Annotated in this window: 18 protein-coding genes; 10 read left to right on the plus strand and 8 right to left on the minus strand. The window is 71.8% G+C overall.

The window, feature by feature from the left end:
- Positions 1–6: 6 nt before the first annotated feature.
- Positions 7–963 (minus strand): GGDEF domain-containing protein, encoded by a 957-nt coding sequence (locus DDP54_RS16495; RefSeq protein ID WP_109133075.1) that lies wholly within the window; start codon positions 961–963, stop codon positions 7–9.
- A 129-nt stretch (positions 964–1,092) separates the two neighbouring features.
- Positions 1,093–1,941, minus strand: coding sequence for an SMP-30/gluconolactonase/LRE family protein (locus DDP54_RS16500; RefSeq protein WP_158274563.1), 849 nt, complete (start codon positions 1,939–1,941; stop codon positions 1,093–1,095).
- A 331-nt stretch (positions 1,942–2,272) separates the two neighbouring features.
- Between DDP54_RS16500 and DDP54_RS16505 the strand changes: the two genes are divergently transcribed.
- The 6 genes from DDP54_RS16505 to DDP54_RS16530 all read left to right on the plus strand — a co-directional run bounded on the left by DDP54_RS16505 (position 2,273) and on the right by DDP54_RS16530 (position 10,355).
- Positions 2,273–3,502 carry an ROK family transcriptional regulator gene (locus DDP54_RS16505; protein ID WP_109133077.1) on the plus strand — a complete coding sequence of 410 codons (1,230 nt, stop codon included), beginning with the start codon at positions 2,273–2,275 and terminating at the stop codon, positions 3,500–3,502.
- On the plus strand, positions 3,499–4,479 hold the full coding sequence (locus tag DDP54_RS16510; protein WP_109133078.1) for a sugar ABC transporter permease: 981 nt from the start codon (positions 3,499–3,501) through the stop codon (positions 4,477–4,479). The genes DDP54_RS16505 and DDP54_RS16510 overlap by 4 nt, the downstream gene beginning before the upstream one ends.
- A 127-nt stretch (positions 4,480–4,606) precedes the next feature.
- On the plus strand, positions 4,607–5,362 hold the full coding sequence (locus DDP54_RS16515) for a carbohydrate ABC transporter permease (RefSeq protein WP_242448559.1): 756 nt from the start codon (positions 4,607–4,609) through the stop codon (positions 5,360–5,362).
- A gap of 83 nt (positions 5,363–5,445) precedes the next feature.
- Positions 5,446–6,732: a sugar ABC transporter substrate-binding protein gene (locus DDP54_RS16520; protein WP_242448541.1), complete on the plus strand. Its 1,287-nt coding sequence runs from the start codon at positions 5,446–5,448 to the stop codon at positions 6,730–6,732.
- Between the two features lie 51 nt (positions 6,733–6,783).
- The gene (locus DDP54_RS16525; RefSeq protein ID WP_242448542.1) at positions 6,784–8,010 is read left to right on the plus strand and encodes a glycoside hydrolase family 15 protein; all 1,227 of its coding nucleotides are present in this window, start codon (positions 6,784–6,786) and stop codon (positions 8,008–8,010) included.
- Positions 8,007–10,355 (plus strand): TIM-barrel domain-containing protein, encoded by a 2,349-nt coding sequence (locus DDP54_RS16530; RefSeq protein WP_109133081.1) that lies wholly within the window; start codon positions 8,007–8,009, stop codon positions 10,353–10,355. The genes DDP54_RS16525 and DDP54_RS16530 overlap by 4 nt, the downstream gene beginning before the upstream one ends.
- Before the next feature lie 51 nt (positions 10,356–10,406).
- On the opposite strand, the gene DDP54_RS16535 is transcribed toward DDP54_RS16530, so the two are convergent.
- On the minus strand, positions 10,407–12,200 hold the full coding sequence (locus DDP54_RS16535; RefSeq protein ID WP_242448543.1) for an ABC transporter ATP-binding protein: 1,794 nt from the start codon (positions 12,198–12,200) through the stop codon (positions 10,407–10,409).
- A gap of 139 nt (positions 12,201–12,339) precedes the next feature.
- Here DDP54_RS16535 and DDP54_RS16540 point away from each other — a divergent pair, with 139 nt between their 5' ends.
- The 3 genes from DDP54_RS16540 (at position 12,340) to DDP54_RS16550 (ending at position 16,266) form a co-directional block, all read left to right on the plus strand.
- Positions 12,340–12,684 carry a NifB/NifX family molybdenum-iron cluster-binding protein gene (locus tag DDP54_RS16540; protein ID WP_109133083.1) on the plus strand — a complete coding sequence of 115 codons (345 nt, stop codon included), beginning with the start codon at positions 12,340–12,342 and terminating at the stop codon, positions 12,682–12,684.
- 94 nt (positions 12,685–12,778) lie between these two features.
- Complete coding sequence (locus DDP54_RS16545; RefSeq protein ID WP_158274564.1) at positions 12,779–15,664, plus strand: EAL domain-containing protein; 2,886 nt, start codon at positions 12,779–12,781, stop codon at positions 15,662–15,664.
- A 134-nt stretch (positions 15,665–15,798) separates the two neighbouring features.
- A complete protein-coding gene (locus tag DDP54_RS16550) occupies positions 15,799–16,266 on the plus strand; it encodes a VOC family protein (RefSeq protein ID WP_109133156.1) in 468 nt (155 codons plus the stop codon).
- Between the two features lie 14 nt (positions 16,267–16,280).
- Here DDP54_RS16550 and DDP54_RS16555 read toward each other — a convergent pair whose 3' ends face one another.
- Positions 16,281–18,677: a lysylphosphatidylglycerol synthase transmembrane domain-containing protein gene (locus tag DDP54_RS16555; RefSeq protein ID WP_242448544.1), complete on the minus strand. Its 2,397-nt coding sequence runs from the start codon at positions 18,675–18,677 to the stop codon at positions 16,281–16,283.
- 170 nt (positions 18,678–18,847) lie between these two features.
- On the opposite strand from DDP54_RS16555, the gene DDP54_RS16560 reads away from it, so the two are divergent.
- The gene (locus tag DDP54_RS16560) at positions 18,848–19,834 is read left to right on the plus strand and encodes a PIG-L family deacetylase (RefSeq protein WP_109133085.1); all 987 of its coding nucleotides are present in this window, start codon (positions 18,848–18,850) and stop codon (positions 19,832–19,834) included.
- A gap of 27 nt (positions 19,835–19,861) precedes the next feature.
- On the opposite strand, the gene DDP54_RS16565 is transcribed toward DDP54_RS16560, so the two are convergent.
- Genes DDP54_RS16565 through DDP54_RS16580 form a run of 4 tightly spaced genes read right to left on the minus strand, consistent with a single transcriptional unit; the run spans position 19,862 to position 24,261 of the window.
- Positions 19,862–21,508, minus strand: coding sequence for an NAD(P)-binding protein (locus tag DDP54_RS16565; RefSeq protein ID WP_197711472.1), 1,647 nt, complete (start codon positions 21,506–21,508; stop codon positions 19,862–19,864).
- A complete protein-coding gene (locus DDP54_RS16570; RefSeq protein ID WP_109133087.1) occupies positions 21,508–22,506 on the minus strand; it encodes a thiamine pyrophosphate-dependent enzyme in 999 nt (332 codons plus the stop codon). The genes DDP54_RS16565 and DDP54_RS16570 overlap by 1 nt, the downstream gene beginning before the upstream one ends.
- Entirely contained in the window at positions 22,503–23,696 is a 1,194-nt protein-coding gene (locus DDP54_RS16575) for a pyruvate ferredoxin oxidoreductase (protein ID WP_109133088.1), read from the minus strand. Before DDP54_RS16575 ends, DDP54_RS16570 begins: the two co-directional genes overlap by 4 nt.
- Complete coding sequence (locus DDP54_RS16580) at positions 23,680–24,261, minus strand: 2-oxoacid:acceptor oxidoreductase family protein (protein WP_109133157.1); 582 nt, start codon at positions 24,259–24,261, stop codon at positions 23,680–23,682. Before DDP54_RS16580 ends, DDP54_RS16575 begins: the two co-directional genes overlap by 17 nt.
- Positions 24,262–24,311: the final 50 nt, after the last annotated feature.

Genomic DNA, 24,311 nt, shown 5'->3' on the forward strand with positions numbered 1-24,311 from the left:
CGCGCGTTAGGGCGCGACCTCTGCGTTCTTGGCCAGGTACATGCGTCGGTCGGCCTCGCGCAGGAGCGACCTCAGCGCGAGGTCGGGCGTTCCCGCGGCGGCCACGACGACCCCGATGCTCGCGCCGATCCGGACGAGGTCGCCTTCGTCCGGGCCGAGCCGGATCGGCTGCTGGAGCAGCGGCAGGAGCCGATCGGCGAGCCTCTGCGCGTCGAGCGCGTCGGCGAGGTCGGGAACCAGGATGGCGAACTCGTCGCCCCCCACCCGGGCCACGACATCGGCCCCCCGTACCGCGCCGGCCAGGCGGCGGCCCACGACGATCAGGAGCTCGTCGCCGCTGTCGTGGCCCAGCCTGTCGTTGACCGACGTGAAGCCGTCGAGGTCGAGGGCGAGCAGACCCACGAAGCGCGTGCCTGGCTCGTGCCGGTCCAGGTCCGCCAGCGCGACCTCCGACCGACGACCGAGCTCCTGGCGGTTCGCCAACCCCGTCAGCGGATCCGTCATCGCCCGGTGCTCGAGCTCGGCGAGCAGCGGGACGAGCGCCATCTCTGCCTTGGTGCGCGCGGTGACGTCGCTGACGAGGACGAAGAAGCCGATCACTCGCCCGGCTGCATCCACGTCGGGGACGTAGTCGGCCTGCGAGTACCGGGTCTGGCCGCTCGCGTCGACGATCGTCCGGTCGAAGTGCTGCGCGCCGCCACGGAGCGCAGCCTGCATGTAGGGCAGGTTCAGCTCGAACAGCTCCTCACCCAGCACCTCGCGGATGTGGATGCCGAGGATCTCGTCGGGCGACTTGCCGAACCACTCGACGTAGGCCTCGTTGGCCAGCACGTTGAGCAGGTCGCGGTTCCAGTACCCGATCATCGCGGGGACCTGGTCGATCACCGATCTCAGCAGTCGCCGGCTCTCGGCGAGCTGGGCGACCAGCTCGTCGATCGGATCGGGTCCGCTCGGGACAGGCATCGGGGTCTCCTGGCGTCACAAAGGGGGGCGTCGAGCCGCAGCACTGATCGCTGCGAAGCCCTCTCCTCTATCGGCAGGCCGCCACCGACCGTGAGGCCGCGAGCGCCGCCGTTCCGCCGGTGCCCCGGCTCAGAGCACCGGCAGCGCAGTGGTGAGGGGCGCGCCGACCATCCCTGGCCGAGCGCGGAACAACGAGCCCAGGGGCTTGCCGGCACGTCCGGGGTCGACGGGCGACGTCGTGATGTAGAGGTCGCCCAGGTCGAGCCCTCCGAACGCGCACCCGGTGACCTGGCTCGCGGCGACATGGACCACTCGGTCCAGCGCGCCGTCGACGGCGTACCGGAGCACCAGGGAGCCGCCGCGCACGGCGACCCACACGCCGCCGTCGGAGTCGATCGCCGTGCCGCCCGGCGTGCCGTGCGCCGCGACGGTCACCCACGGCCGCAGCTCGCCGCACCGTCCCGCGTCGTCGAGGTCGGCCACCAGCACCGCCGCGGGCGCGTCCGTCACGTACAGGCGCGCCCTGACCGGGTCGAACGACAACCCGCGCGGGTCGGCCAGGCCCTCGGCCAGCGTCTCCCAGCCTCCGTCCGACCGGTGGCGGTGCACGGCTCCTGACGCGGTGCCCGACGCCGACGTGGCCACGTGCAGGAGGCCGTCGGGGCCCCACTGCGCGTCGTTGACCGGACCCCAGCCCTCACCGAGCGGCACCGACAGGCCCTCGGGTCGCAGCCCGGCGTCGAGCGCCACGACGTTGTGCTGCGTGACGAGCGCCCAGCCGCCGCGGCGCGCGCGCAGCGCCACAGCGCCTCCGCGGACGTGCTGGCGCTCGGCGAGGCCGGTCTGGGTGTGGAACGTGAGGATGTCGCCGCGGCTGACGTCGACGTAGCGCAGCGCCTTCGAGCGGGCATCCCAGACGGGGCTCGCACCGTCGTCATCCACCGGCCCCGAGACGCGCTCGGCGGAGATCTCTGTCACGGACTGATCTGCCCACATCGTCATTGACGTTCCATCCTCTTGCTCGAAGCGGCGCCGTTGCCCAGCCAGATCATGCTCCGCAGCGCGCCGTCGGACCCGGGACGTAGGGACTACGGGAGCACGTCCTGGGTCTGATCTCGCGGCCGCGACCTGGCGGACGCCACCCTCGGCCGCGAGAGCTCGCGGCACCCGCTCAGGCTGTGCGTGGCCGTGACCAGCACGTCCGCTCACGGGACCGCTCACGGCAGGATCCCCCGGCCCGCCGCGCCTTGACGGCCCGACGAACGCCTGTTAGTTTTCCACTTTATTAACCACTGAACGAAGGTGTTCCATGGCTGGCACGTCCCGTCCCACTGCTCGCGGGGACCTCGTCCCCTCGGCGGTGCTCGCGCTGCTCGGCACGCGCGGGCCGACCTCCCGTGCCGACGTCGCCCGCGCGCTCGACGTCAGCCCGGCCACCATCACGCAGCTGACCAAGGCCCTCATCGCTCGCGGCCTCGTCGCCGAGCTCGACACCGCACCGTCGCAGGGTGGACGCCCCGGACGACTCCTGGGGCTCGTCCGCTCCGCGGGTGGCGCGATCGGCGCCAAGGTGACGGCCGACCATGTCGCGATCGTCGACGTCGACGTCGACGGCACGGTGCGCAGCTCGACGTCTCACCGGTTCGACCCGGACGCGCCGAACGCCCTGGACGTCCTCGGGCACATCCTGGGCTCAGCGGTCGACGACCACCCCGGCCACCTGCTCGGCGTCGGGGTGGGGATCCCCGGCGCGGTCGACACCCAGGCCTCGGGAGTCGTCAACGCGCCGACGCTCGGCTGGGCGGACGCCCATGTGGGCGCCGTGCTCCGCACGATGCTGGGCGTGCCGGTGCTCGTCGAGAACGACGTGAACGCCCTCGCCGTTGCCGAGCGCCTCTACGGCACGGGACGCGACTACAGCTCCTACCTGGTCGTGACGATCGGACGCGGGATCGGCTGCGGGATCGTCGTCGACGGTGCGATCTACCGCGGCGCGTCGGGAGGGGCGGGCGAGATCGGCCACATCCCCATGAGTGTCGACGGTCCGCTGTGCGGCTGCGGCTCGCGCGGCTGCCTCGAGGCGCACATCGGCGACGACGCCCTGGTCCGCCAGGCGCTCGAAGCCGGGGTGATCGGACCGCGCGGCACTCTCGACGGGCTCAAGGTCGCCGCTGGACTCGGCAACCCGGCCGCGCAGGGGATCTACCGCGAGGCCGGCGCGGTCCTCGGACGGGCCCTGGCCGGTGTCGTGCACACGGTCGACCCGGAGGTCGTCGTGCTCCTGGGCGAGGGCATCGACGCCTGGCCGCACTGGGAGCTCGGCTTCGAGCAGTCCCTGCGCAGCCACCTGATGCCCGCGCGGCGTGGCCTGCCGTTCATCGTCGAGCCGTGGGCCGAGGACAAGTGGGCGCTGGGCGCCGCGGCGCTCGTGCTCGCCACGCCGTTCGACTCCGCCGGAGCCGCCGGCGACCAGGGTCAGCTCGTGCGCGACCGCCTGCAGGCCGGCGGTCCCGCCATCGCCGCCGGGGCACCCCGATGACCGCCGCGCAGCCCGTGCCGACGTCCGCGGTCCTCACCGCGCCGGGCGCAGCCACCCCGACGGCTCTGGCGCCCCGCCGCACGGCCGCGTCCCGCGCGGGTCGCAGCCGTGGATGGAAGAACACCGCATGGGTGCTCTTCTTCCTCCTGCCGAGCGCGGTGCCCCTCGTGGCCTTCACGTTGATCCCGATGGTCACCTCCGCGTGGATCAGCCTGCACAAGTGGAACCTGATCTCGGCGATGGAGTTCGTCGGGCTGGACAACTACACGAAGCTGCTGAGCGATCCGGGCACGCGGCGGGTGTTCGGCCACACCCTGCTGTACATCGCGGGGTACCTGCCGCTCGTCTACGTGGGCGGGCTCGTGCTCGCGATGGCGCTCAACCAGGCATTTCGCGGCCGCTCGTTCTTCCGTGCGGCGTACTTCCTGCCGGTGGTGACGAGCTGGGTCGTGGTCGCGCTGGTGTGGCAGTGGCTGCTGAACCCCAAGAACGGGCTCGTGAACCAGGTGCTGGCGGTCTTCCACCTCCCCCAGCCGGGGTGGTGGACGGACCCGACGTGGGCGATGCCCTCGGTCATCGTCGCCTCGGCCTGGAAGGACCTCGGCTTCGTCATGGTCATCCTGCTCGCCGGGCTGCAGGCGATCCCCGCGGACGTCCAGGAAGCCGCGCGGATCGACGGTGCCAACGCCTGGCAACGCTTCCGCCGGATCACCCTTCCGCTGCTGTCCCCCTCGACGTTCTTCGTCCTGGTGATCTCGCTGATCAACGGCTTCCAGGTGTTCGACCAGGTCTACGTCATGACCGGCGGCGGCCCGGCGGGCTCGAGCCAGGTCGTCGTCGGCCAGATCTACGACCTGACGTTCCGCTACGGACGGGCCGGTGAGGCCTCCGCGCTGTCCTGGCTGCTGTTCATCCTGATCCTGGCCATCACCGCGCTCCAGCTGCGCGGGCAGAGGAGGTGGGTGACCCATGCGTGAGATCACGGACCGTGCACCCGCACGGGCGATCGCCGCGGTGACGTCGGCCACCCGCGCGCCACGGCGGCGGACCCTGCGGCCGGCCCGCGTCGCGCTGTACGTCGGGGTCGTCGTCGGGGCGGTCGCGATGCTGTTCCCGTTCCTGTGGACGGTCATCACCTCGATCACACCCGACGGGACGCTCGCCGGCGGCCCGACCCTCGTCGTCGACAACCCCACCCTCGAGGCGTACACGACGCTGTTCGCCTCGATGCCCATGTGGCGGATCGTGGCGAACTCCTTCGGGATCGCGATCGCCTCCACCGTGCTCCAGATGATCACCGGGTCGATGGCTGCCTACGCCTTCGGCCGTCTGGAGTTCCGCGGCAAGAACGTGCTCTTCGGGCTGTACCTGGCGACCCTGATGGTCCCGCTGCAGGTGCTCGTCGTGCCGTTGTTCATCGAGATGACCAAGCTCCACGTGCAGGACACCTACTTCGCCCTCCTCGCGCCGTCGATCGCCGCCGCATTCGGCATCTTCCTGCTCAAGCAGGCCGTCGAGGGCGTTCCCCGCGAGCTCGACGAGGCGGCCACCATCGACGGTGCCGGTCACCTGCGCATCTTCACCTCCATCGTGCTGCCCCTCATCCGGCCCGCCCTCGCGACGCTCGCCGTCTTCGCGTTCATGGGCAGCTGGAACAGCTTCCTGTGGCCACTCGTCGCCATCCGCTCCCCGGAGCTCATGACCCTGCCGCTGGGGCTGTCCACGCTCCAGGGGCAGTTCACCACCCAGTGGAACGTGGTCATGGCCGGCTCGGTCGTGTCCATCCTGCCGATCGCCGTCGTCTACCTGTTCGCGCAGAAATACATCATCGCGGGCATGGCGCACACCGGCCTCAAGTAGCGCTCGCGCGCACCGCGTCCGCACCAGACATCCCAGGCCCACACCGGGCGGTAACGATGCCGCCCGCCAGGAAAGGACGAACAATGCACCGCAGCACGACCTCCCGCCGTCCGCGGATGGTGGCCGCCCTCGTCTCGGGGGTCGCCCTCGCGCTGACCCTCACGGCCTGCGCTCAGGGCTCCGCGACGCGTTCCGACGCGGCCGCCGACTCCACGTCGGCCGGGCCGACAACGGTTCGCTACATGAACTTCTCGGCGAACGACGGCCACGAGGCCGACCTCGCCGCGATCGTGGCCGCGTTCGAGGCCGCGAACACCGGCATCACCGTCCAGGTCGAGACGATCCCGTACGCCGACTACTTCACGAAGCTGCAGACGGCCGTCGCCGGTGGCACCGCGTCGGACGCGTTCGAGCTCAACTACGAGAACTTCGTCACGTACGCGGCCAACGGGACCCTCGCCGAGCTCAAGGGTGTCGACCCGAGCACCTACAAGGAGTCCCTGCTCACCGCGTTCACGAACGACAAGGTGCAGTACGGCCTCCCGGAGTCGTTCTCGAACGTCGTGCTCTTCTACAACAAGGCACTGTTCGACGCCGCCGGCATCGCCACGCCGACCTCCAGCTGGACCTGGGCGGACGAGAAGAAGGCAGCCGTGGCCCTGACGGACAAGGCCGCCGGGGTGTGGGGCGACTACCAGCCGGTGTCGTTCCACGAGTTCTACAAGACCCTCGCGCAGTCCGGCGGTGAGTTCTTCAACGCGGACAAGACCAAGGCGACGTTCGCGTCGCCGCAGGGCATCGAGGCGGCCACGTGGCTGGTCGCGAAGTCCGGGGCGAGCATGCCCACCGAGGCAGACGGGGCCGGCACCCCCGACTTCGACACGAACCTGTTCAAGCAGGGCAAGCTCGCGATGTGGCACTCGGGCATCTGGATGTTCAGCGGGCTGAGCGAGGCCTCCGACCTCAGCTGGGACGTCGCCGTCGAACCGGGCAACACGCAGAAGGCCTCGGCGATGTTCACCAACGGGGTCGTCGTCTCGGCAGCCAGCAAGCACCAGGAGGCGGCCCAGAAGTGGATCGAGTTCCTGACCGCCTCTGACACGACCGTCGCCACCAGGCTGAAGACCGCCTGGGAGCTTCCGCCGGTCGACGAGTCCAAGCTCGGCGCCTATCTCGACATCACGCCTCCCGCCAACCGGCAGGCCGTGTTCGACTCGCTCGACGCGGTCGTCCTGCCCCCGGTGATCGAGTCCCAGCAGGAGATGCAGGACGTCGTCACCGAGGAGCTCGGCAACGCCGCAGCGGGCCGGAAGAGCGTCGAGCAGGCGCTCACGGACGCCCAGACCAGGGTGGACGCACTCCTGGGCTGATCCTCCTTGCTGGGTCCGGGCCACGGCAGCACCGGCCCGGACCCAGCACAGGTGACCACTGTCACGACAGCCGGCTCGGACCTCGCCGGCACCGACTCCCCAGGACACCCCGACATGACCGAGAACTCCCCCGCCCAGCTTCCCGCCGTCGATGCGCCGCGGCTGGTGGACCTCGCCCGCGCCAGCCACGAGGTGATCACCCGGCACCAGGACGCGGGCGGGGCGTACCCGGCGTCTCCGACGTTCTCCGCCTATCGAGGCTATGCGTGGCTGCGCGACGGGGCCTTCACCGCGGAGGGCGTCTCGCGCTACGGGGACGTCGCCTCCGCCGGCCACTTCCACACGTGGGCGGCGGGAGTGCTGGCGGGGCGAGCAGACCAGGTCGCCGACCTCCGGGCAGCGGCTGCCCGCGGCGAGGACGTGGCTCTCGACCGGATGCTGCCCACCCGCTTCACGTTCGACGGGGGCGTCGGGTCGGACCCCTGGTGGGACTTTCAGACGGACGGCTACGGGACGTGGCTGTGGTCGGTCGTCGAGCACGCCCGACGCCACGGGCTCTCGCTCGAGCCCTGGCAGGCCGGGATCGACGTCGCCGTGGACTACCTCACGACCTTCTGGGACCGGCCCTGCTACGACTGGTGGGAGGAGCACGTCGAGCAGCGGCACGTGTCGACGCTCGGTGCGATCTACGGGGGGCTGCGGGCAGTCGCCACGACCGGCACGCTTGAGGCCGCACGGCAGTCGCGCGCCCTGACGGCCGCCGCAGCGGCGCGCGACGTCGTCCTGCACGCCGGCACGACGACCGGGGACGACGGCACGCCCCACCTGGCGAAGTGGCTCGGCTCGGCCGACGTCGACGGGTCACTGGCCGCATGCGTCGTCCCGTTCGGCCTGCTCGAGCCCACCGATGCGCTCGCAACGGCCACCCTCGAGACGATCGCCCGCGATCTCGAGGTCGAGGGCGGAGTGCACCGGTTCGCCGCCGACGTGTTCTACGGCGGAGGCCAGTGGCTCCTCCTGTCCTGCCTCCTCGGGTGGAACCGTGCCGCCGCCGGCGATCGCGAGGGCGCCCTGCGCTCTCTGGTGTGGGCCGCCGACCACTTCCTGCCCGGCGGCGACATGCCCGAGCAGGTCGCTGACCACCTGCTGCACCCCGAGCACCGCGCCGAGTGGCTGGCGCGCTGGGGTCCCGTCGCGAGCCCGCTCCTGTGGTCGCACGGCATGTACCTGATCCTCGCCGACGAGCTCGGCCTGCTCCCGAACGGTGACGCCTCATGACCAGCACGACCTCGCACGCCAACGAGCCCGCCGTGCTCCACCGGCCGTTCGGCATCGAGCACCCCTACGCGACGTCCGCCGACCAGCGCCGTCCCGTGCGTCCCGAGGCCGGGCAGTCGGTGCACCTCGGTGTGGTCTGCCGGCCCGACGTCTCGGCGGTCACGTGCGAGTGGCAGCGCGTCGGCGAGCCCGCGACCACCCTCCAGCTCGGCACCGTCGATCCGGACGCCACCGACGCCGCGGCGCTCGCGGGAGGTGACGGTCACCTCGCCGGTGCCCAGGCGGCACAGCTGACCTCCGCGGGCGGCTGGGAGGTCGAGAGCCCGGCCCTCGAGGCCGGCGTGCGCTACCGGTACCGGTTCGTCGCACAGACGCCCGCAGAAGCCGGCGCCGGCGACCCGCAGGACGAGATGACCCCGTGGTTCGAGGTCTCGGCCGGCGTGTGGGTGGCCGACGGCGGCCGCCTGACGTTGACGGACCGGGCGGCGACCCGCTCGACGGAGCCCGAGACCGGCCTCGTGACCGACCACCCTCGCCTCGTCCCCGGGTCGGTCCGGTGGCTGCGCGATGCCGACGGCGTCCACCGGGTCCGCTTCGCGCTGCGGCTCGAGCCGACCGAGCACGTCGTCGGCTTCGGCGAGCGGTTCGATGCGGTCGACCAGCGGGGTCGGCGCCTGGACGCCGTCGTGTTCGAGCAGTACAAGTCCCAGGGCCGGCACGGGCGCACCTACCTGCCGATGCCGTTCGCGCACGTCATCGACGAGTCCGGCGAGCCGGGGTGGGGGCTGCACGTCCGCACGGCGCGCCGCACCTGGTTCGACGTCGGCGCGTCCGACCCCGACCAGCTGGTCGTCGAGGCCGCGCTCGAGGGGGCTGCCGACGAGACCCTCGACGTGGCCGTCTACCACGGCGCCCCGCACGAGGTCCTGCACGCGTTCGGCGACGAGGTCGGCCGCGCCGAGCTGTTGCCGGAGTGGGTGTTCCGGCTCTGGGCCTCCGGCAACGAGTGGAACACGCAGCAGATCGTGACGGCCCGCATGGACTCCCACCGCGACCTCGAGATCCCGGTCGGCGCGGTCGTCATCGAGGCATGGAGCGACGAGGAGGGGATCACGATCTTCCGCGACGCGCGGTACGACGTGAACCTCGACGGGGCCGCGCACCAGGCGGCCGACTTCACCTACCCGCCGGACGGCGCGTGGCCCGACCCCAAGGCCATGATCGACGAGCTCCACGAGCGAGGGATCAAGGTCATCCTGTGGCAGATCCCGCTGCAGAAGACCGAGTTCGACCTGGGCCCCGGCGTCGGGCAGGACAGCCAGGTGCTCGCCGACGCCCGCGCCATGGTCGACGGGGGTCACGCCGTGCTCGAGGCCGACGGCTCGCCGTACCACAACCGGGGCTGGTGGTTCCCGCAGGCCCTGCTCGCCGACCTGACGACCCCGCGCAGCCGGGACTGGTGGACGGCCAAGCGGCGCTACCTCGTCGAGGACCTGGACGTCGACGGGTTCAAGACCGATGGCGGCGAGCACGCGTGGGGTCATGACCTGCGCTACGGCGACGGTCGACGCGGCGACGAGGGCAACAACCTCTACCCGGTGCACTACGCGCGGACCTTCGGCGACCTGCTGCGCTCGTGCGGCAAGGCCCCGGTGACCTTCTCGCGTGCCGGGTTCACGGGGTCGCAGGCGCACGGCATCTTCTGGGCAGGCGACGAGGACTCCACCTGGGAGGCGTTCGCCCACTCGGTCACAGCCGGCATCACCGCGGCGGCGTGCGGGATCGTCTACTGGGGCTGGGACCTCGCCGGGTTCTCCGGGCCGGTCCCGGACTCCGAGCTCTACCTGCGCGCGACCGCGGCCGCGACCTTCATGCCGATCATGCAGTACCACTCCGAGTTCAACCACCACCGCCGACCGCTGCGCGACCGCACGCCCTGGTTCGTCGCGGAGACGAACGGTGACCCCGGCGTCGTCGACACGTTCCGGCGGTACGCCGAGCTGCGCGAACGCCTGGTTCCCTACCTGTCCGAGCAGGCCGCGGCTGCCGTCGCGACGAGCCGGCCGCTGATGCGCGGGCTGTTCTTCGACCACCCCGACGACGCCGCGGTCTGGGACCACCCCGGTCAGTTCCTGCTCGGGGACGACCTCCTCGTCAACCCTGTGACGAGCCCGGGAGCGGCCACCTGGTCGACCTACCTGCCCGCGGGCACCTGGGTCGACGTCTGGACCGGTACGACGCACGCCGGGGCGCAGGTCACGCAGCGCGACGTCCCGCGCGACGTCGTCCCCGTGTACTGCCGCGCCGAACGCTGGGGTGCGCTGCGCCGCATCTTCGAGGCCTGACCGGGTCGACGACGCTCGAGCGCTGACGTGCCGTCTCGGACCCTCCTCCGCCTACGCGCGGATGTCGAACTCCTGGAGGCGCCGGCGATCCTTCTTGGAGGCCGACGCCTGCAGGGCCAGCAGCTCGGCGTAGATGCCGCCCGTCGCGGCCAGCTCAGCAGGCGTCCCGATCTCGTCGACGTGCCCGTCCTTGAGGGTGATGATGCGGTCGACGGACGAGATCGTCGAGAGCCGGTGGGCGATGATCAGCGTCGTCCGGCCGGCCATCAGGTGGTCGAGGCCCTCCTGGACCAGCCGCTCCGACTTGGAGTCCAACGAGCTCGTCGCCTCGTCGAGGATCAGGATGGGCGCGTCCTTGAGGATCGCGCGGGCCACGGCGATCCGCTGCTTCTGACCACCGGAGAGCTTGATGCCCCGCTCGCCGATCTGGGAGTCGTAGCCCTGGGCGAACCGCGCGATGAACTCGTGTGCGTTGGCGGACCGCGACGAGGCCACGACGTCGTCGTCCGAGGCGTCCGGGCGCGCGTAGGCGATGTTCTCCCGGATGGTCCCGGAGAACAACGACGGGTCCTGGAAGACGACCCCGATGTCCGCCCGCAGGTCCTGCAGGGCGAGCGACCGGACGTCGGTCCCCCCGATCCGGATCGTGCCCGCCGTCGGTGTGTACAGCCGCAGCAGGAGGCTGACCAGCGTCGTCTTGCCGCCACCGCTCTCGCCGACGAAGGCGACGTGCTCGCCTCGGCGGACCGCGAAGCTCACACCGCTCAGCACGACCTCGCCGCCCTGGTAGCCGAAGTCGACGTGGTCGAACTCGATCGCGGCCGGCTTGTGACCGTGCGCCGGCGGGTGCGCCTGGACCATGGGCAGCACCTCGGCCTCGGCCAGCTCCTCCATGACCGCGAAGTAGTCGCGGCTCCCCGCGACGGCCCGCTGCGAGGAGTCCACCAGGAAGCTCATGGAGAACACCGGCTGGCGGGCCATGTTCACGAGCTGGATCAGCAGGACCATCGCCCCGATCGTGAAGGCGCCCCGGACGGTCTGGACGAAGATGATCGCGAACACCGCGAAGAAGATCAGGTTCAGGGCACCCCGCCGGGAGACGTCCATCGTGTGCCAGTACCGCGACTGCCGCCGCGTCGTCTGGATCGTCCGGTCGTAGTGGTCGTTGAAGCTGGTCAGCTCGCGCCGCTCCTGGACGAAGCTCTTGACCACGCGGATCTGCCCGACGACCTCCGCGAAACGGCCGCCCGCCACGTCGAACGTGCGGTTCTTCTCCCCCTCCAGCACCTGCCAGCGCGCGCTCGTGATCGTCGTGAGCCAGGCGAAGACCGGGTAGATCACCGCGAGCAGCAGAGCCAGGGGCCAGGAGTAGAACGCGGTGATCGCGAGCACAGCGGCCACGGTCAGGACCATCTGGAAGAACGAGTTGGCGAACATGTTGAGGAAGCCCGTGGTCTCCGTGATGGACCGCGAGAGCCGGTTGATCACCGTCCCGGTGAGCTCGTTGTCGAAGTACCGCTGCGGCAGCGAGAGGAGCTTGGCGAAGTACGTGCCGGACAGCCGCGCACGGAGCCTCGACGCCATCGTGTCGCCGAGGTAGCCGCCGATGTTCGTGAGCACCGTGTTCGCCAGGTCGGCGGCGAGCAGCGCGGCGGCCAGCCAGAGGACCGTCGAGATCCCCGAGACCTGCCCGGCGTGCGCGGCGACGACGTAGTCGGTGGCGGACTTGATGATGAACGGGGTCAGCAGCCCGGTGACCGCCACCGCCAGCGAGCACACGACGATGGCTGCGTAGTAGGGCCACAGCTCGCGCGCGACGAACAGGATCCGGACGATGCTGCGCACGGGCGGTTGGCTCCCTGACGGTGGTGGCGGACGAGCAGCGCGCGCGACGCCGACGGGTGCCGCACTGCACCATCCTCTCCCGCCCGACGTACAGTCGGCCCCGGGCGTGACCACGCCGCCAGCCACGGAGGGAACCATCATGATCGTCTGCATCACCGTGTCCGAGGACGGCCGCGCGGGCGGCGGCTGGGGTCGTGCGCACCGCGTCGCGCTCGCCACCACGTCCGACGGCACGATCACCGACTGGCGCGACGTCGAGGTCGGCTGGGACACCGCCCACGACGAGGGGACCGAAGGGTCCCACCACGCGCGCATCGCCCGCTTCCTCATCGACAACCACGTCGAGGCGGTCGTCACCGGCCACATGGGACCGCCGATGTCCCGGATGCTGGGCACCATGAGGATCCGCACATCCTTCGACGCCGACGGCGACGCCCGCGCGGCTGTGCTGGCCGCGCTCCCCGCACTCGAGGGGCCCGTGTGACCACACTGCCGACCGGCTGGTTCGGTTCGCGACCCGACGAACGGTAGCCACGGCGATCCCCTCAGCCTGCGAGCCGCGCAGCCGATAGGGACGTGTGGCCTCCGACAGCACCGAACCGCGCGAGACGTCGGGCGCGACGACGAACCTGCTGCTGCGCTACGTCCGTGACCAGGGTGGGGACAGGGCCGTCGCCGCGACGCTCGCGCTCGCTGACGTGCCGTACTCCGTGGACTCGCTCCAGGACACCTCCACGTGGGTCAGCTACGCCACGCGGCTCCGCCTGTTCGAGGCCGCGACCGCCGTCCTGGGGGATCCCCGCACGGCGTTCGAGATCGGCGCGACCGGGCTGAAGCACGGAGTCCATCCGGCGATCGTGCCGTTGCTGCGGGCGTTCGGCTCGCCCCGTGAGGTCTACCGCCAGCTGCCGCTCACGGTGCCGAAGTTCACATCGACGTCGACCATGGACGCCGTCGAGTGCACCGAGACCTCGGCGACGATCCGGTACACGCTGCACGCCGGCTTCACGCCGTCCCGGTTGGACTGCGAGTACGCGCAGGGCCTCTTCGCGGCCGTGCCCTGCATGTTCGGCCTGCCGCGGGCGCACGTCGAGCACCACGAGTGTGCGTCGGACGGGTACCCCGCATGCGTCTACCGGGTGGCCTGGACCCGGCTGCGCCGGTGGTACTCGGTCGTCGGCAGGCGCCGGGCGGACCGGATCGCCGTCGCCGCGCTGCACGCCCAGCTGGAGGAGTTCCAGCAGGCCGCCGCCGACCTGGTGAGCAGCAACGACATCGACCAGGTGCTCGACCGGATCGTCGGCCGTGCCGCGGCGGCCATCCTCGCGCCGTCCTACCTGCTCGTGGTCTTCGGGACGGACAGCAGCGAGCCGGTCGTCCGGCACCAGGGTCTCGACCCCGAGGCCGCCGCCGATCTCACCGGACGGCTGCTGCGCGGCGACGACCTGGGCGACGCAGCCGTCGTGGCAGACGTCGCGTCGACCCGCCACGTGCACGGCAGGCTCGCCGCGGTCTACGCCCCGGGGTACCGGCCGATGGAGGGCGACCGGTCGCTGCTCGAGGCGTACGCGCACCACGCGGCTGCCGCCCTCGACCTCCTGATCGCCCTGGAGGACAGCCGGCTGGAGGAGAGCCGCGCGACGGCGCTGCTCACGCTCGCGCACGAGCTCGCCTCCTCGAACGACGCGGTCGCCGTCGCTGTGGTCGTCGCGAACGCGCTGCCGCGGATCGTCGGGTGCCGGGCCGCCACCGTGCTGCTGTGGGACCCCGACCTCGGTGCGCTCGAGGTCGCCGCGGTGTCCGACCGGGATCCGGCCAGGCGGGCCCTCCTCCTGGCGACCCGGATCCGTGCCGACGAGACACCCGAGCTCGTCGAGATGCTCACGCACCACAGCCCGACCGTGCTCTGCGCGAGCGAGGCGAGCCCGGTGCTCGCCGCCCTGCTGGCGGCCGCCGGGACACCGAGCGCCGTCGTCGTGCCGCTGCTGGCGGGCGATGCGCTGCTGGGCGTCGCCGCGGCGGCCTGGGACCCGGACGTCGGGGCGGAGGTGCAGCAGACCGCGCTCGACCGGATCGGGGGCGTGAGCGAGCAGGCAGCCGCAGCCCTGCAGAACGCCCGACTGCTCAGCACGGTCCGTCGCCAGGCGCTCCACGACTCCCTGACGGGACTGCCCAACCGGGTGATGTTCGCGCAGAGCCTCGACGCGACGCTGCAGGCCGCAGACGAGCGCCGCACGACAGCGATACTGTTCTGCGACCTCGACAACTTCAAGCACGTCAACGACGACCTCGGCCACGGTGCGGGCGACGAGCTGCTGCGGCAGGTCGCCGAGCGGCTGCGCGACGCGGTCGGAGCCCAGAACGTCATCGCGCGGCTGGGCGGCGACGAGTTCGCCGTCGTGGTCGACGACTGCGAGGGTGGCGGCGCCGCAGCGGTCCTGGCGCGGCGGATGGTCGACAGCCTCGACGTGCCGTTCCGGATCGAGGGGCGCGAGCTGCGCATCACCACGAGCGTCGGCGTCGCCGTGCACCCGGGTCCGGATGGCCACGGCGGGCGGCTGCTGGCGGCGTCCGACCGCGCGATGTACGAGGCGAAGAAGCGCGGTCGCAACCAGGTCGCGCTCGCGACCGAGGCGCCGCGCACGGCACCCGGCCCGTCCCTCCAGGCAGAGCTGCGGATCGGCGTGGCCCGCGGCGAGCTGCGCCTGCACTTCCAGCCGGTCGTCGACGTCTCCGTCGCAGCCGCACCGGTCATCGTCGGCTGCGAGGCGCTCGTCCGCTGGCAGCACCCGCGGCTCGGTCTCCTCGCGCCGGCAGCCTTCCTTCCGCTCGCCGAGGACACCGGCCTCGTCACCGAGATCGACCTGTGGGTGGTGGGCGCCGCCTGCGCGGCGCTCGCGGCCCGGCACCCGGCCCCCGCGTCGCTGCAGGTCGCGGTCAACCTCGCGAGTGCCACCCTCGTCGATCCGCGTCTGCTCCCGACCGTCCGCGCGGCGCTCAGCCACAACCGGCTCGCCCCGGACCGGCTCGTCCTCGAGATCATCGAGAGCAGGTCCCTGGTCGACCTCCCGGGCGTCGTCGAACGGCTCATCGAGCTGCGTCAGCTGGGTGTGCGCATCTCGCTCGACGACTTCGGGACCGGATTCTCGACGCTGTCCTGGTTGCAGACCCTTCCGGTCGACCAGATCAAGATCGATCGCAGCTTCACCATGGAGCTGCCCGACCCCCGGGCGCTGGCGCTCGTCAAGGGTGTCCTGGCGCTCGCGCACGAGCTGGGCATCGAGGTGATCGCGGAAGGGGTCGAGACGGTCGACCAGCTCGAGGCGTTGCGCGACGCCGGCTGCCTCCTCGTGCAGGGCTACCTGCTCGGCCGTCCAGGGCCGGCAGAGCACGTCCGGACGATCGCCCCGACCGCGTCGCTCCGAGCCGGCACCCCGCGATCGGCAGCCGTTGCGGTCCTGTGAACCGCTACCACGAGACGGGACCGCTGCGGCGGCCCGACCGGGTGCTCGACGGGGTCTGAAGCACCTCGCTACGGTGGGTCACGACCAGCAACTTGCCCGTCCCGAGCCGTGTCAAAGCCGACCGGAGGCCGATGATGCAGACGATCAGCCCGTTCCTGTGGTTCGACGACGAGGCCGAGGAAGCCGCCACGTTCTACACCTCGGTCTTCCCGAGGTCCTCGATCCTCGACGTCAGTCGCTACGGCGAGGGGGCGCCGAAGCCCGGAACCGCGATGGTCGTCACGTTCGTCCTCGACGGGCTCGAGCTCATCGCACTCAACGGGGGTCCCGGCTTCCCGTTCACCGAGGCCGTCTCGCTGTATGTGAAGGCCGAGACGCAGGACGAGATCGACGAGCTGTGGGCCAAGCTCACGGACGGCGGCGAGCCCGGCCGGTGCGGATGGCTCAGGGACCGCTACGGGTTGTCGTGGCAGGTCGTCCCGCCGGTCCTCGGCGAGCTGCTGTCCGATCCCGACCCCGCTCGGGCCGGCCGCGCCATGCAGGCGATGCTCGGCATGGCCAAGCTCGACATCGCCGCGCTGCGGGCTTCCGCCGACGGGTGACGGCGAGCGCCGGGCTACAGCTCGCCGGTGCGTCGCATGTGGCGCATGGCCAGCCAGCCGAGCGGGATCGGGAGCCAGAAGGTCAGCAGGCGGAAGAGCACGACCGCCGAGGCGGCCACCCCGGGGTTCATCCCTGCGGCCGTGAGCCCGCCGATGAGCGTCACCTCGATCGTGCCGATCCCGCCGGGGGTCGGGATGGCCGCCCCGGCCGCGTTGCCCACGAGGTAGATCACGGCGACCTCGACGATGCCCCGGTGCTGGCCGAACGCGGCGAGCGAGGCGTCGAACGCGAGCACATAGCCCATGGTCAGCATCACGTTGCCGAGGATCGCCAGGGCGACCCTGCCAGGGTGTCCCAGCACGTCGACGAGCCGCGGCCACGTCTGCCGCACCGTGGGCATCGACGTCCGCACGGCCCAGCGGCGCACGCCCGGGAACAGCAGCGCGGCCGCCAGGGCGAGAGCGACGACGCCGATCGCGACGAGTGCCCCTGGCCCCGGGGCGAACAGTGACGTGTCGTTCGAGCCGGAGACGAGCGACAGGAGCAGCAGCAGTGCGATCGTCACGATGAACTGCGAGACCTGGACGAGTGCGACGGTCGCGACCGCGAGGGACGTGCTGACCCCGCGCCGCGTGAGCAGCCGCAGGTTCAGCGCCGCTGATCCCACGCCGGCGGGCGCGGCCAGGGACACGAAGGCCCCCACGGCGTGCACGAGCGTCGCCGACCGCAGGCTGACCTTGACCGGAGCGAACGCGGCGAACGTCAGACCGGCCCCCACGTAGGTGGCGAGGCCCAGACCGAACGCGACGGCGCTCCAGCGCCAGTCGCTCGACGTCAGCGCCGTGCCGATCTCGTCGACGTTGATGCTCGTGAGGATGACGACGACAGCCACCACCGGCAGCACCACGGTGAGCACCGTGCGCACGCCGAAGCGGGTCACCTGCTCGGGCTCGACGTCGGTGCCGGGCAGCCGCTCGACGAGCGCGGACCGCAGCTGGGCCAGCAGCCCCGGGTGCGCGCGCATCTCGTCGCGGGTGCGCTGCGGCAGGACGACGCTCTGCAGCAGTGGCCCGATCGCTGCGAGGTCCTGGCGTGGCAGGACGGCTGCGGCCGACTCGAGGGCACGCGCCGCGCCGACCCGCACCGCGAGCAGGGCCACGAGCTGCGTGAGGTCCATCCGGCGCGCGAGCTCCGTCGAGGCGACGTCGCCCGAGTCCCAGCCGACGAGCCACACGACCGGCTCCCCGGCCCCCAGCTCGACCAGGATCGTGTCCGACGTCAGCGCGCGGTGCGCGATGCCGGCGTCGTGGGCCGACCTCAGCTGGCCCCAGATCGCGTGCAGCAGCTCGTCCGAGAGCTGTGCGTCGTCGACGAGCCGCAGCGGCACCGCGCCCGTCAACGCCTCGATCACGAGCATCGAGTCCTGAGCCTCGGCGATGCCGAGGGGCTGCGGCGTGCGCACCCCGGCTGCGCGGGCCGCGTAGGCGAGCAGCGCCGTGCGTTCGACGGCCTGGCGCAGCGACACGAGCGAGCGCCCCTCGATGCCGCGCAGCCGTACCGACCGCCAGAGCCTCGACAGCGCGCCGACGACCTGCCGGTCACCGTCGAGCACGACGACGCGCAGGCCCTGCCCCGCGGCGGTGGTCAGGTCGTACATCCGGTGCTCGTCGGCGTCGCCGACCCGGACGAGCCGCGCGGGGTCGAACCCGGCGCGGCGGATCCCTGCGACGAGCGCCGCCCCGTAGGCGCGTTCGGACCGCACCCCCGACACGAAGCGCACCCCCAGGCCGGCGACCCTCCCGAGGAGCAGCGCCACGGCCGCACCGGACAACGAGACCTGGCCGGTCACCAGGACGACGCCGAGCGAGAACCACAGCAGGTTCCAGGACCACAGGACCGTCCGGCGACGCGCACGCGGGCCCGCAGCGGTCAGCACGCCCGCGAGGGCGGCCACCGACGCCGGGACCGACAGCACCCAGCGGCCGTCACGCGAGACCGAGAGTCCGTGCAGGAGCTCGGCGGACCCGAACGCGGTCAGAGCGGCGGTCGTCGCGACGCACAGGGCGAGTGCCACGAGACCGGCTGCTCCCACCTGGAGCAGCTGGCGACCGTTCCGTCGGACCGCGAGCTCGGCGAGGACCGCGACCGGCGCGATGAGCGTGACGAGCCCTTCGAGAACGGCCACCGGGAACACCAGCACGCGCCGGAGCAGCCAGCTGAAGCCGCGGACGTCCTGGGCGACCCCGGCCGTGGTGCCCTGCGCAGAGACGACTGCGACCAGCACGGCCAGGACGCCGACGGCGGACAGGACGAGACCGAGCAGGTCGCTCGGGTCGTGCACGCGGGCTGTCGGCGCGTCGACGATCTGCACGCCCGGGGCGCGGGTGTCGTCCTTCGGGGGCTCGTTCACGCCGCGGACACGCGTCCAGGCGTCGGCGTAGGGGCCATCCGGCGAGTCTATCGGCGCATGTCGCCACAACTGGGACGGCTCGGCTCCACCATGAGTGCGCGCGACCGGCGTATTATCGCGGCTCACCAGCACCGACATCCGTACGGTCGACACCACCGCGAGGGACGAGCGTGATCAAGCGGCGTCACCCCGCTCGCCGTACCGGCGCGAGGCTCGCACGGGCCCTCGGTGCGTTCGGCGTCCTCGGCACCCTGTGGTTCACGCGGGGTGTGCTGATCTCCGTGGTCCTGGTGTCCGTGCCCCTCGGGGCCGCGCCCGTGGCGCTCCAGGTGCCCTCGACGGCCCCCTGCGCGGCGGGCGCGATGCAGGTCGTGGCCCACGAGGACGACGACCTGCTGTTCCAGAGCCCCGACCTCGCCCAGGACGTCCTGGCGGGCCGGTGCGTGCGGACGGTCTTCCTCACCGCGGGTGACGCCGCCCAGGGCGAGACGTACTGGCGCGGCCGCGAGGCGGGCAGCCTGGCCGCGTACGCGCAGATGGCCGGCGTCGCGGACCGCTGGAGCTCGTCCGACGCCGGCGTGCCCGGCCACACCGTGCGGCTCATGACGTTGACGGACGCCCCCCAGGTGTCGGTCGTCTTCCTGCGCCTGCCCGACGGCAACCGGGCCGGGACGGGGATGCTGGTGCACGACCACCAGAGCCTGCGTCGGCTCTGGGACGGCGACATCGCCGCGATCGACGCGGTCGACGGCTCGGCCACCTACACGGACGCGTCGCTCACCAGCACGTTGACCGACCTCATGACCGCGTTCCGCCCCACGACGGTGCGCACCCAGGACTGGACCATCGAGTTCCGCCACGGCGACAACGCCGACCACACCGCGACGGCCCTGTTCACGCGACAGGCCGACCAGGGCTACCGCTCAGCCCACACGCTCCTCGCGTACGGCGGCTACCCGATGTGGACCCGGCTGCCGAACGTCACCGGCACCGACCTCAGGGCCAAGAAGGACGCCTTCCAGGCCTACGCGGCCCACGACCCGAAGATCTGCCTCGAGCCGTGGTGCCCGGGCGACCTGGTGTCCACGCTGCGCCTGGCGCGCCAGTACATCGTCGCGAGCGAGGCGACGGGCGACGTCGCGGCCGCCGACAGCTGAGCCGACGGCCGCCAGGCGCCCCGACGATCAGATCGCAGTCGTCGGCTCCGGCACCATCCGGATCGCCCCGGCGGGGCACTCGGTCGCGCAGATGCCGCACCCCTTGCAGTAGTCGTAGTCGAAGCGGAACCCCTCGCCGACCCCCAGTTTGATGACCGCGTTGTCGGGGCACACGCCGTAGCAGTTGTCGCACTCGAAGCAGTTGCCGCACGACATGCACCGACGCGCCTCGTAGAGCGCGGTCGCCGGCTCGAGCGCCTGGACGACCTCGTCGAACCCGGTCGCCCGCCGAGCCGCCTCGAGGTGCGGGCGCACCGCGTGCGGGGCATCGGCGAAGTACCAGGTGTTGAGCCGCTCGTACTCCGCGATCGGTGCCTCGACGGGCTCGGCCGGGCCGGCGGCCACACCGTCGAGCTGCGCGAGGTAGGCGTGGATCGAGTCCGCGGCGCGCGAGCCGTGCCCGACACCGACCGTGACCGTGCGTTCGGCCGGCACCACGTCACCACCCGCGAAGATCCCCGGGTGGCCGGTCATGAACCGGTCGTCGATCTGCACGACGCCGTCGACGAACGTGAGGTCGGGGATGCCGTCGAGCAACGACAGGTCGGTCTCCTGGCCGAGGGCGAGCACGAGCGAGTCGGCCTCGAGGTCCTCGAGCTCACCGGTCGGCTGCGGGAATCCCGTCTCGTCGAGCTCCATGCGCTCGACCATCAGGTGACCGGCGTCGGCGTGCGTGATCGTCGACAGCCAGCGGAAGGTCACGCCCTCCTCGAGGGCCTCCTCGACCTCCGAGTCGTGCGCGGGCATCCGGTCGCGGGTACGCCGGTAGACGATGACCGACTCGGTCGCGCCGAGCCTACGCGCGGTGCGGGCGGCGTCGACGGCCGTGTTGCCGCCGCCGTAGACCACCACGCGCCGACCGAGCATGGGCATCTCGCCGTCGGCGACGCCGTGCAGCAGGGTCACCGCATCGAGGATCCGCGCAGCCTCCCCCGCCGGGACGTACGCGCGCTTGCCGATCTGGGCGCCGACCGCGAGGAAGACGGCGTCGAAGCCCTCGGCCATGGCGTCGACGACCGACGCGACGGTCGTCTGCATCTCGATCTTCACGCCGGTCGCCTCGATCCGGGCGATCTCGGCGTCGAGCACGGCGCGGGGCAGCCGGTAGGCGGGGATGCCGTACCGCATCATGCCGCCGGGCGTCTTCGAGCCGTCCCGGATCGTCACCTCGTGCCCGAGCCGGCGCAGGTGGTACGCCGCGGACAGTCCGGCCGGGCCGGAGCCCACCACGAGCACGCGACGGCCGGACGTCGTCTCCGGGACGGGTAGGGCCCAGCCCTTCTCGATCGCGAGGTCGCCGAGGAACCGCTCGACCGCGTTGATCCCCACGGCCTCGTCGAGCTTGCCGCGGTTGCACGCCGTCTGGCACGGGTGGTAGCAGACGCGACCCATGATGGCCGGGAACGGGTTGGCCACCACGAGCGCGTGCCAGGCCTCCTCGTACGAGCCGTCCTCGGCCGTGTACAGCCAGTCCTGGGGGTTCTCGTGCGCTGGGCAGGCGTGCGCGCACGGCGCCGTCAGCGAGACGTACTCCGGCCGCTCGACGCGCCAGGCGCCCGTGCGGTTGGCCAGGGACGATCCGACGCCGAGCGTGATCGCGAACGGTGTGTCCATCAGAGCACCTCTTCCAGCAGCCCGTACCGGGCGATGTTGCGGTCGGCGATCGCCTGGAGGCGGTCGATCACGTCGTCACGACGCTGGGGGCGGAACAGGTGCGCGTACCGGCCCTGCAGCGTGAGGTACTCCTCGACGGGCACCTGGTGACGGATCTTGCGCACCGACGTGACCTCTCCTCGCTCGGCCTCGAACACCGGGAAGAAGCCGCTCTCGGTCGCGAGCCGGGCCAGCTTCACCGTGTCCGACGACGCCGAGCCCCAGCCGAGCGGGCACGGCACCATGACGTGCAGGTAGCGCGCGCCGTGCATGCTCATCGCACGCTCGACCTTCGCCTCGAGGTCGCGCAGGTCGGCGACCGTCGCGGTGGCCACGTACGGGATCTCGTGGGCCATCGCGATGCGTGGCACGTCCTTGCCCTGGCCGAAGACGTTGCCCGGCTCGGGTCCCACGGTCTGCGTCGTCGAGGTGCGAGCGGCCGGTGGTGTCGCACCCGACCGCTGGACGCCGGTGTTCATGTAGCCGCCGTTGTCGTAGCAGATGTAGAGCACGTCGTCGTTGCGCTCGAACATGCCCGACAGGCACGCGAAGCCGATGTCGACCGTGCCGCCGTCGCCACCCTGGGCGACGACGCGGACGTCGTCCTTGCCGAGGGCCCGCAGACCTGCAGCCGCGCCCGTCGCGACGGCCGGCGCGTTGCCGAACAGGGAGTGGAGCCACGGCACCCGCCACGACGTCTCCGGGTACGGCGTCGAGAACACCTCGAGGCAGCCCGTCGCGTTCACGGTGACCATCCGGCTGTTCGACGCGCGCATCGCCGCGTCGAGCACGTAGCGGGCGCCGAGCGCCTCGCCACAGCCCTGGCACGCTCGGTGCCCCGACGTCAGCGCGTTGGTCCGCGCCATGTCGGACTGCCCGCTCGCCTGGTCGGGCGCCAGCAGCCGGTTGCCGACCGCGTAGCTGCCGACCTGGTAGAACTTCACCTCGACCGCACTCATCGCGCGCCCCCGTCCACTCGCGCAAGCTCTCTGTCGACCACGGTCGTGTCGAGGTCGAGGAACGTCAGCGGCTCGAGCTCCCCGGCCACCGCCGTCGTCACCATCCCGCGCAGCGACGTGACGGTGATCGGCCGTCCGCCGAGGCCGGCGATGACTGTGCGCTGGTCGATGTCGCCACCGGCAAGTGCCGACCGGACGTCGCTCGCGACGATGCCGCCGACGCCGACGGCCAGGGCCCGCTCGAGCACCACCACCCGCTTCGCCCCGGCGAGCGCCTCACGCACGGCGTCGTAGGGGAAAGGCCGGAACGACGTGATGCCCAGCAGCCCGACGGGCACGCCTGCGTCACGTTCGAGGTCGACGACGTCCTGCAGCGTCCCGAACACCGAGCCGAGCGCGATGACGACCGTCTCGGCGCCGTCGATCCGGTACGGCCGGACGAGGCCCCCGGAGTCGCGGCCGAACACCGCGGCGAACTCGGCCGCGACCCGCGGGATCGTCTCGAGCGCGTCGAGCTGGCGGTGGTGGGCGAGGTAGCGCACCTCGGTGAACGCCTCGGGACCGACCATCGCCCCGATCGAGACAGGGTTGTCCGGGTCGAGAACCTGCTGGGGGACGAACGACGGGAGGAACGCGTCGACCTGGCCCTGCTCGGGGATGTCGACCTGCTCGGTCGCGTGGGTCAGCACGAAACCGTCCATGCACACCATGACCGGGACCGACAGCTCCTCGGCGATCCGGAACGCCTGGACGTGCAGGTCCGCGGCCTCCTGGTTGCTCGTCGCATAGAGCTGGAGCCAGCCGGAGTCCCGCTGCGACATCGCGTCACCGTGGTCGTTCCAGATGTTGATGGGAGCGCCGATCGCCCGGTTCGCGACGGTCATGACGATGGGCAGCTCCATGCCCGAGGCGTTGTAGACCGCCTCGACCATGTAGAGCAGGCCCTGGCTCGCGGTCGCGGTGTACGACCGCGCCCCGACGGCGCTCGCACCGATCGCACCCGACATCGCGGCGAACTCGGACTCGACGTTGACGTACTCGCACCCGGTGAGCTCCCCGGCCTTCACCATCCGGCTCAGCTCCTCGACGATGTGCGTCTGCGGAGAGATCGGGTAGGCGCACACGACCTGGGGGCGGCACGCGGCGACCGCGACGGCGACCGCCTTCGAACCCTCAACCTGCTGCAACATGTGCGGCCTCCTGGACGACGAGCTCGAATGCGGCGCGGGCGGCTGCGGCGTTCTTCGCCGCGACCGGACCGGAGAACCTGGCCTCGATCGCCGCGACGACCGAGTCGATGGACAGCAGCCCCGTCAGTGCGGCGAACGCGCCGAGGAGCGGCACGTTGGACACCGCGCGGCCGACGTGCTCGAGCGCGAGCGCGGTCGCAGGGATGCTGACGAGGTGTCCGGGCGGCAACGCCCGCTCCGCCGCAGCCAGGCCGAGCTCGGCGAGCGGCTGCTCGGTGTTCAGCAGGACGTACCCGGTGGGGCTCAACCCGCCGAGGACGTCGATCTGACCGAGCAGCGTGACGTCCTGGACGATCACGGCGTCGGGCTCGGCGACCGGGTCGTGCGACCGGATCGCGACCTCGGAGATCCGGCAGAACGACACGACCGGCGCGCCGGTGCGTTCCGATCCGAAGCTGGGGAACGCCTGCGCGTGATGCCCCTCGCTGAAGGCTGCGACAGAGAGCAGCTCGGCTGCTGTGACGACGCCCTGTCCGCCACGCCCGTGGATGCGAACCTGAAACATGATGACCACCTTGTCCTCCCCCCCTTGGTAGCCCTGGTTCTCGAGGCGCG

This window comes from Cellulomonas sp. WB94 (assembly GCF_003115775.1).
In the GTDB taxonomy this organism is placed as follows: Bacteria; Actinomycetota; Actinomycetes; order Actinomycetales; family Cellulomonadaceae; genus Cellulomonas_A.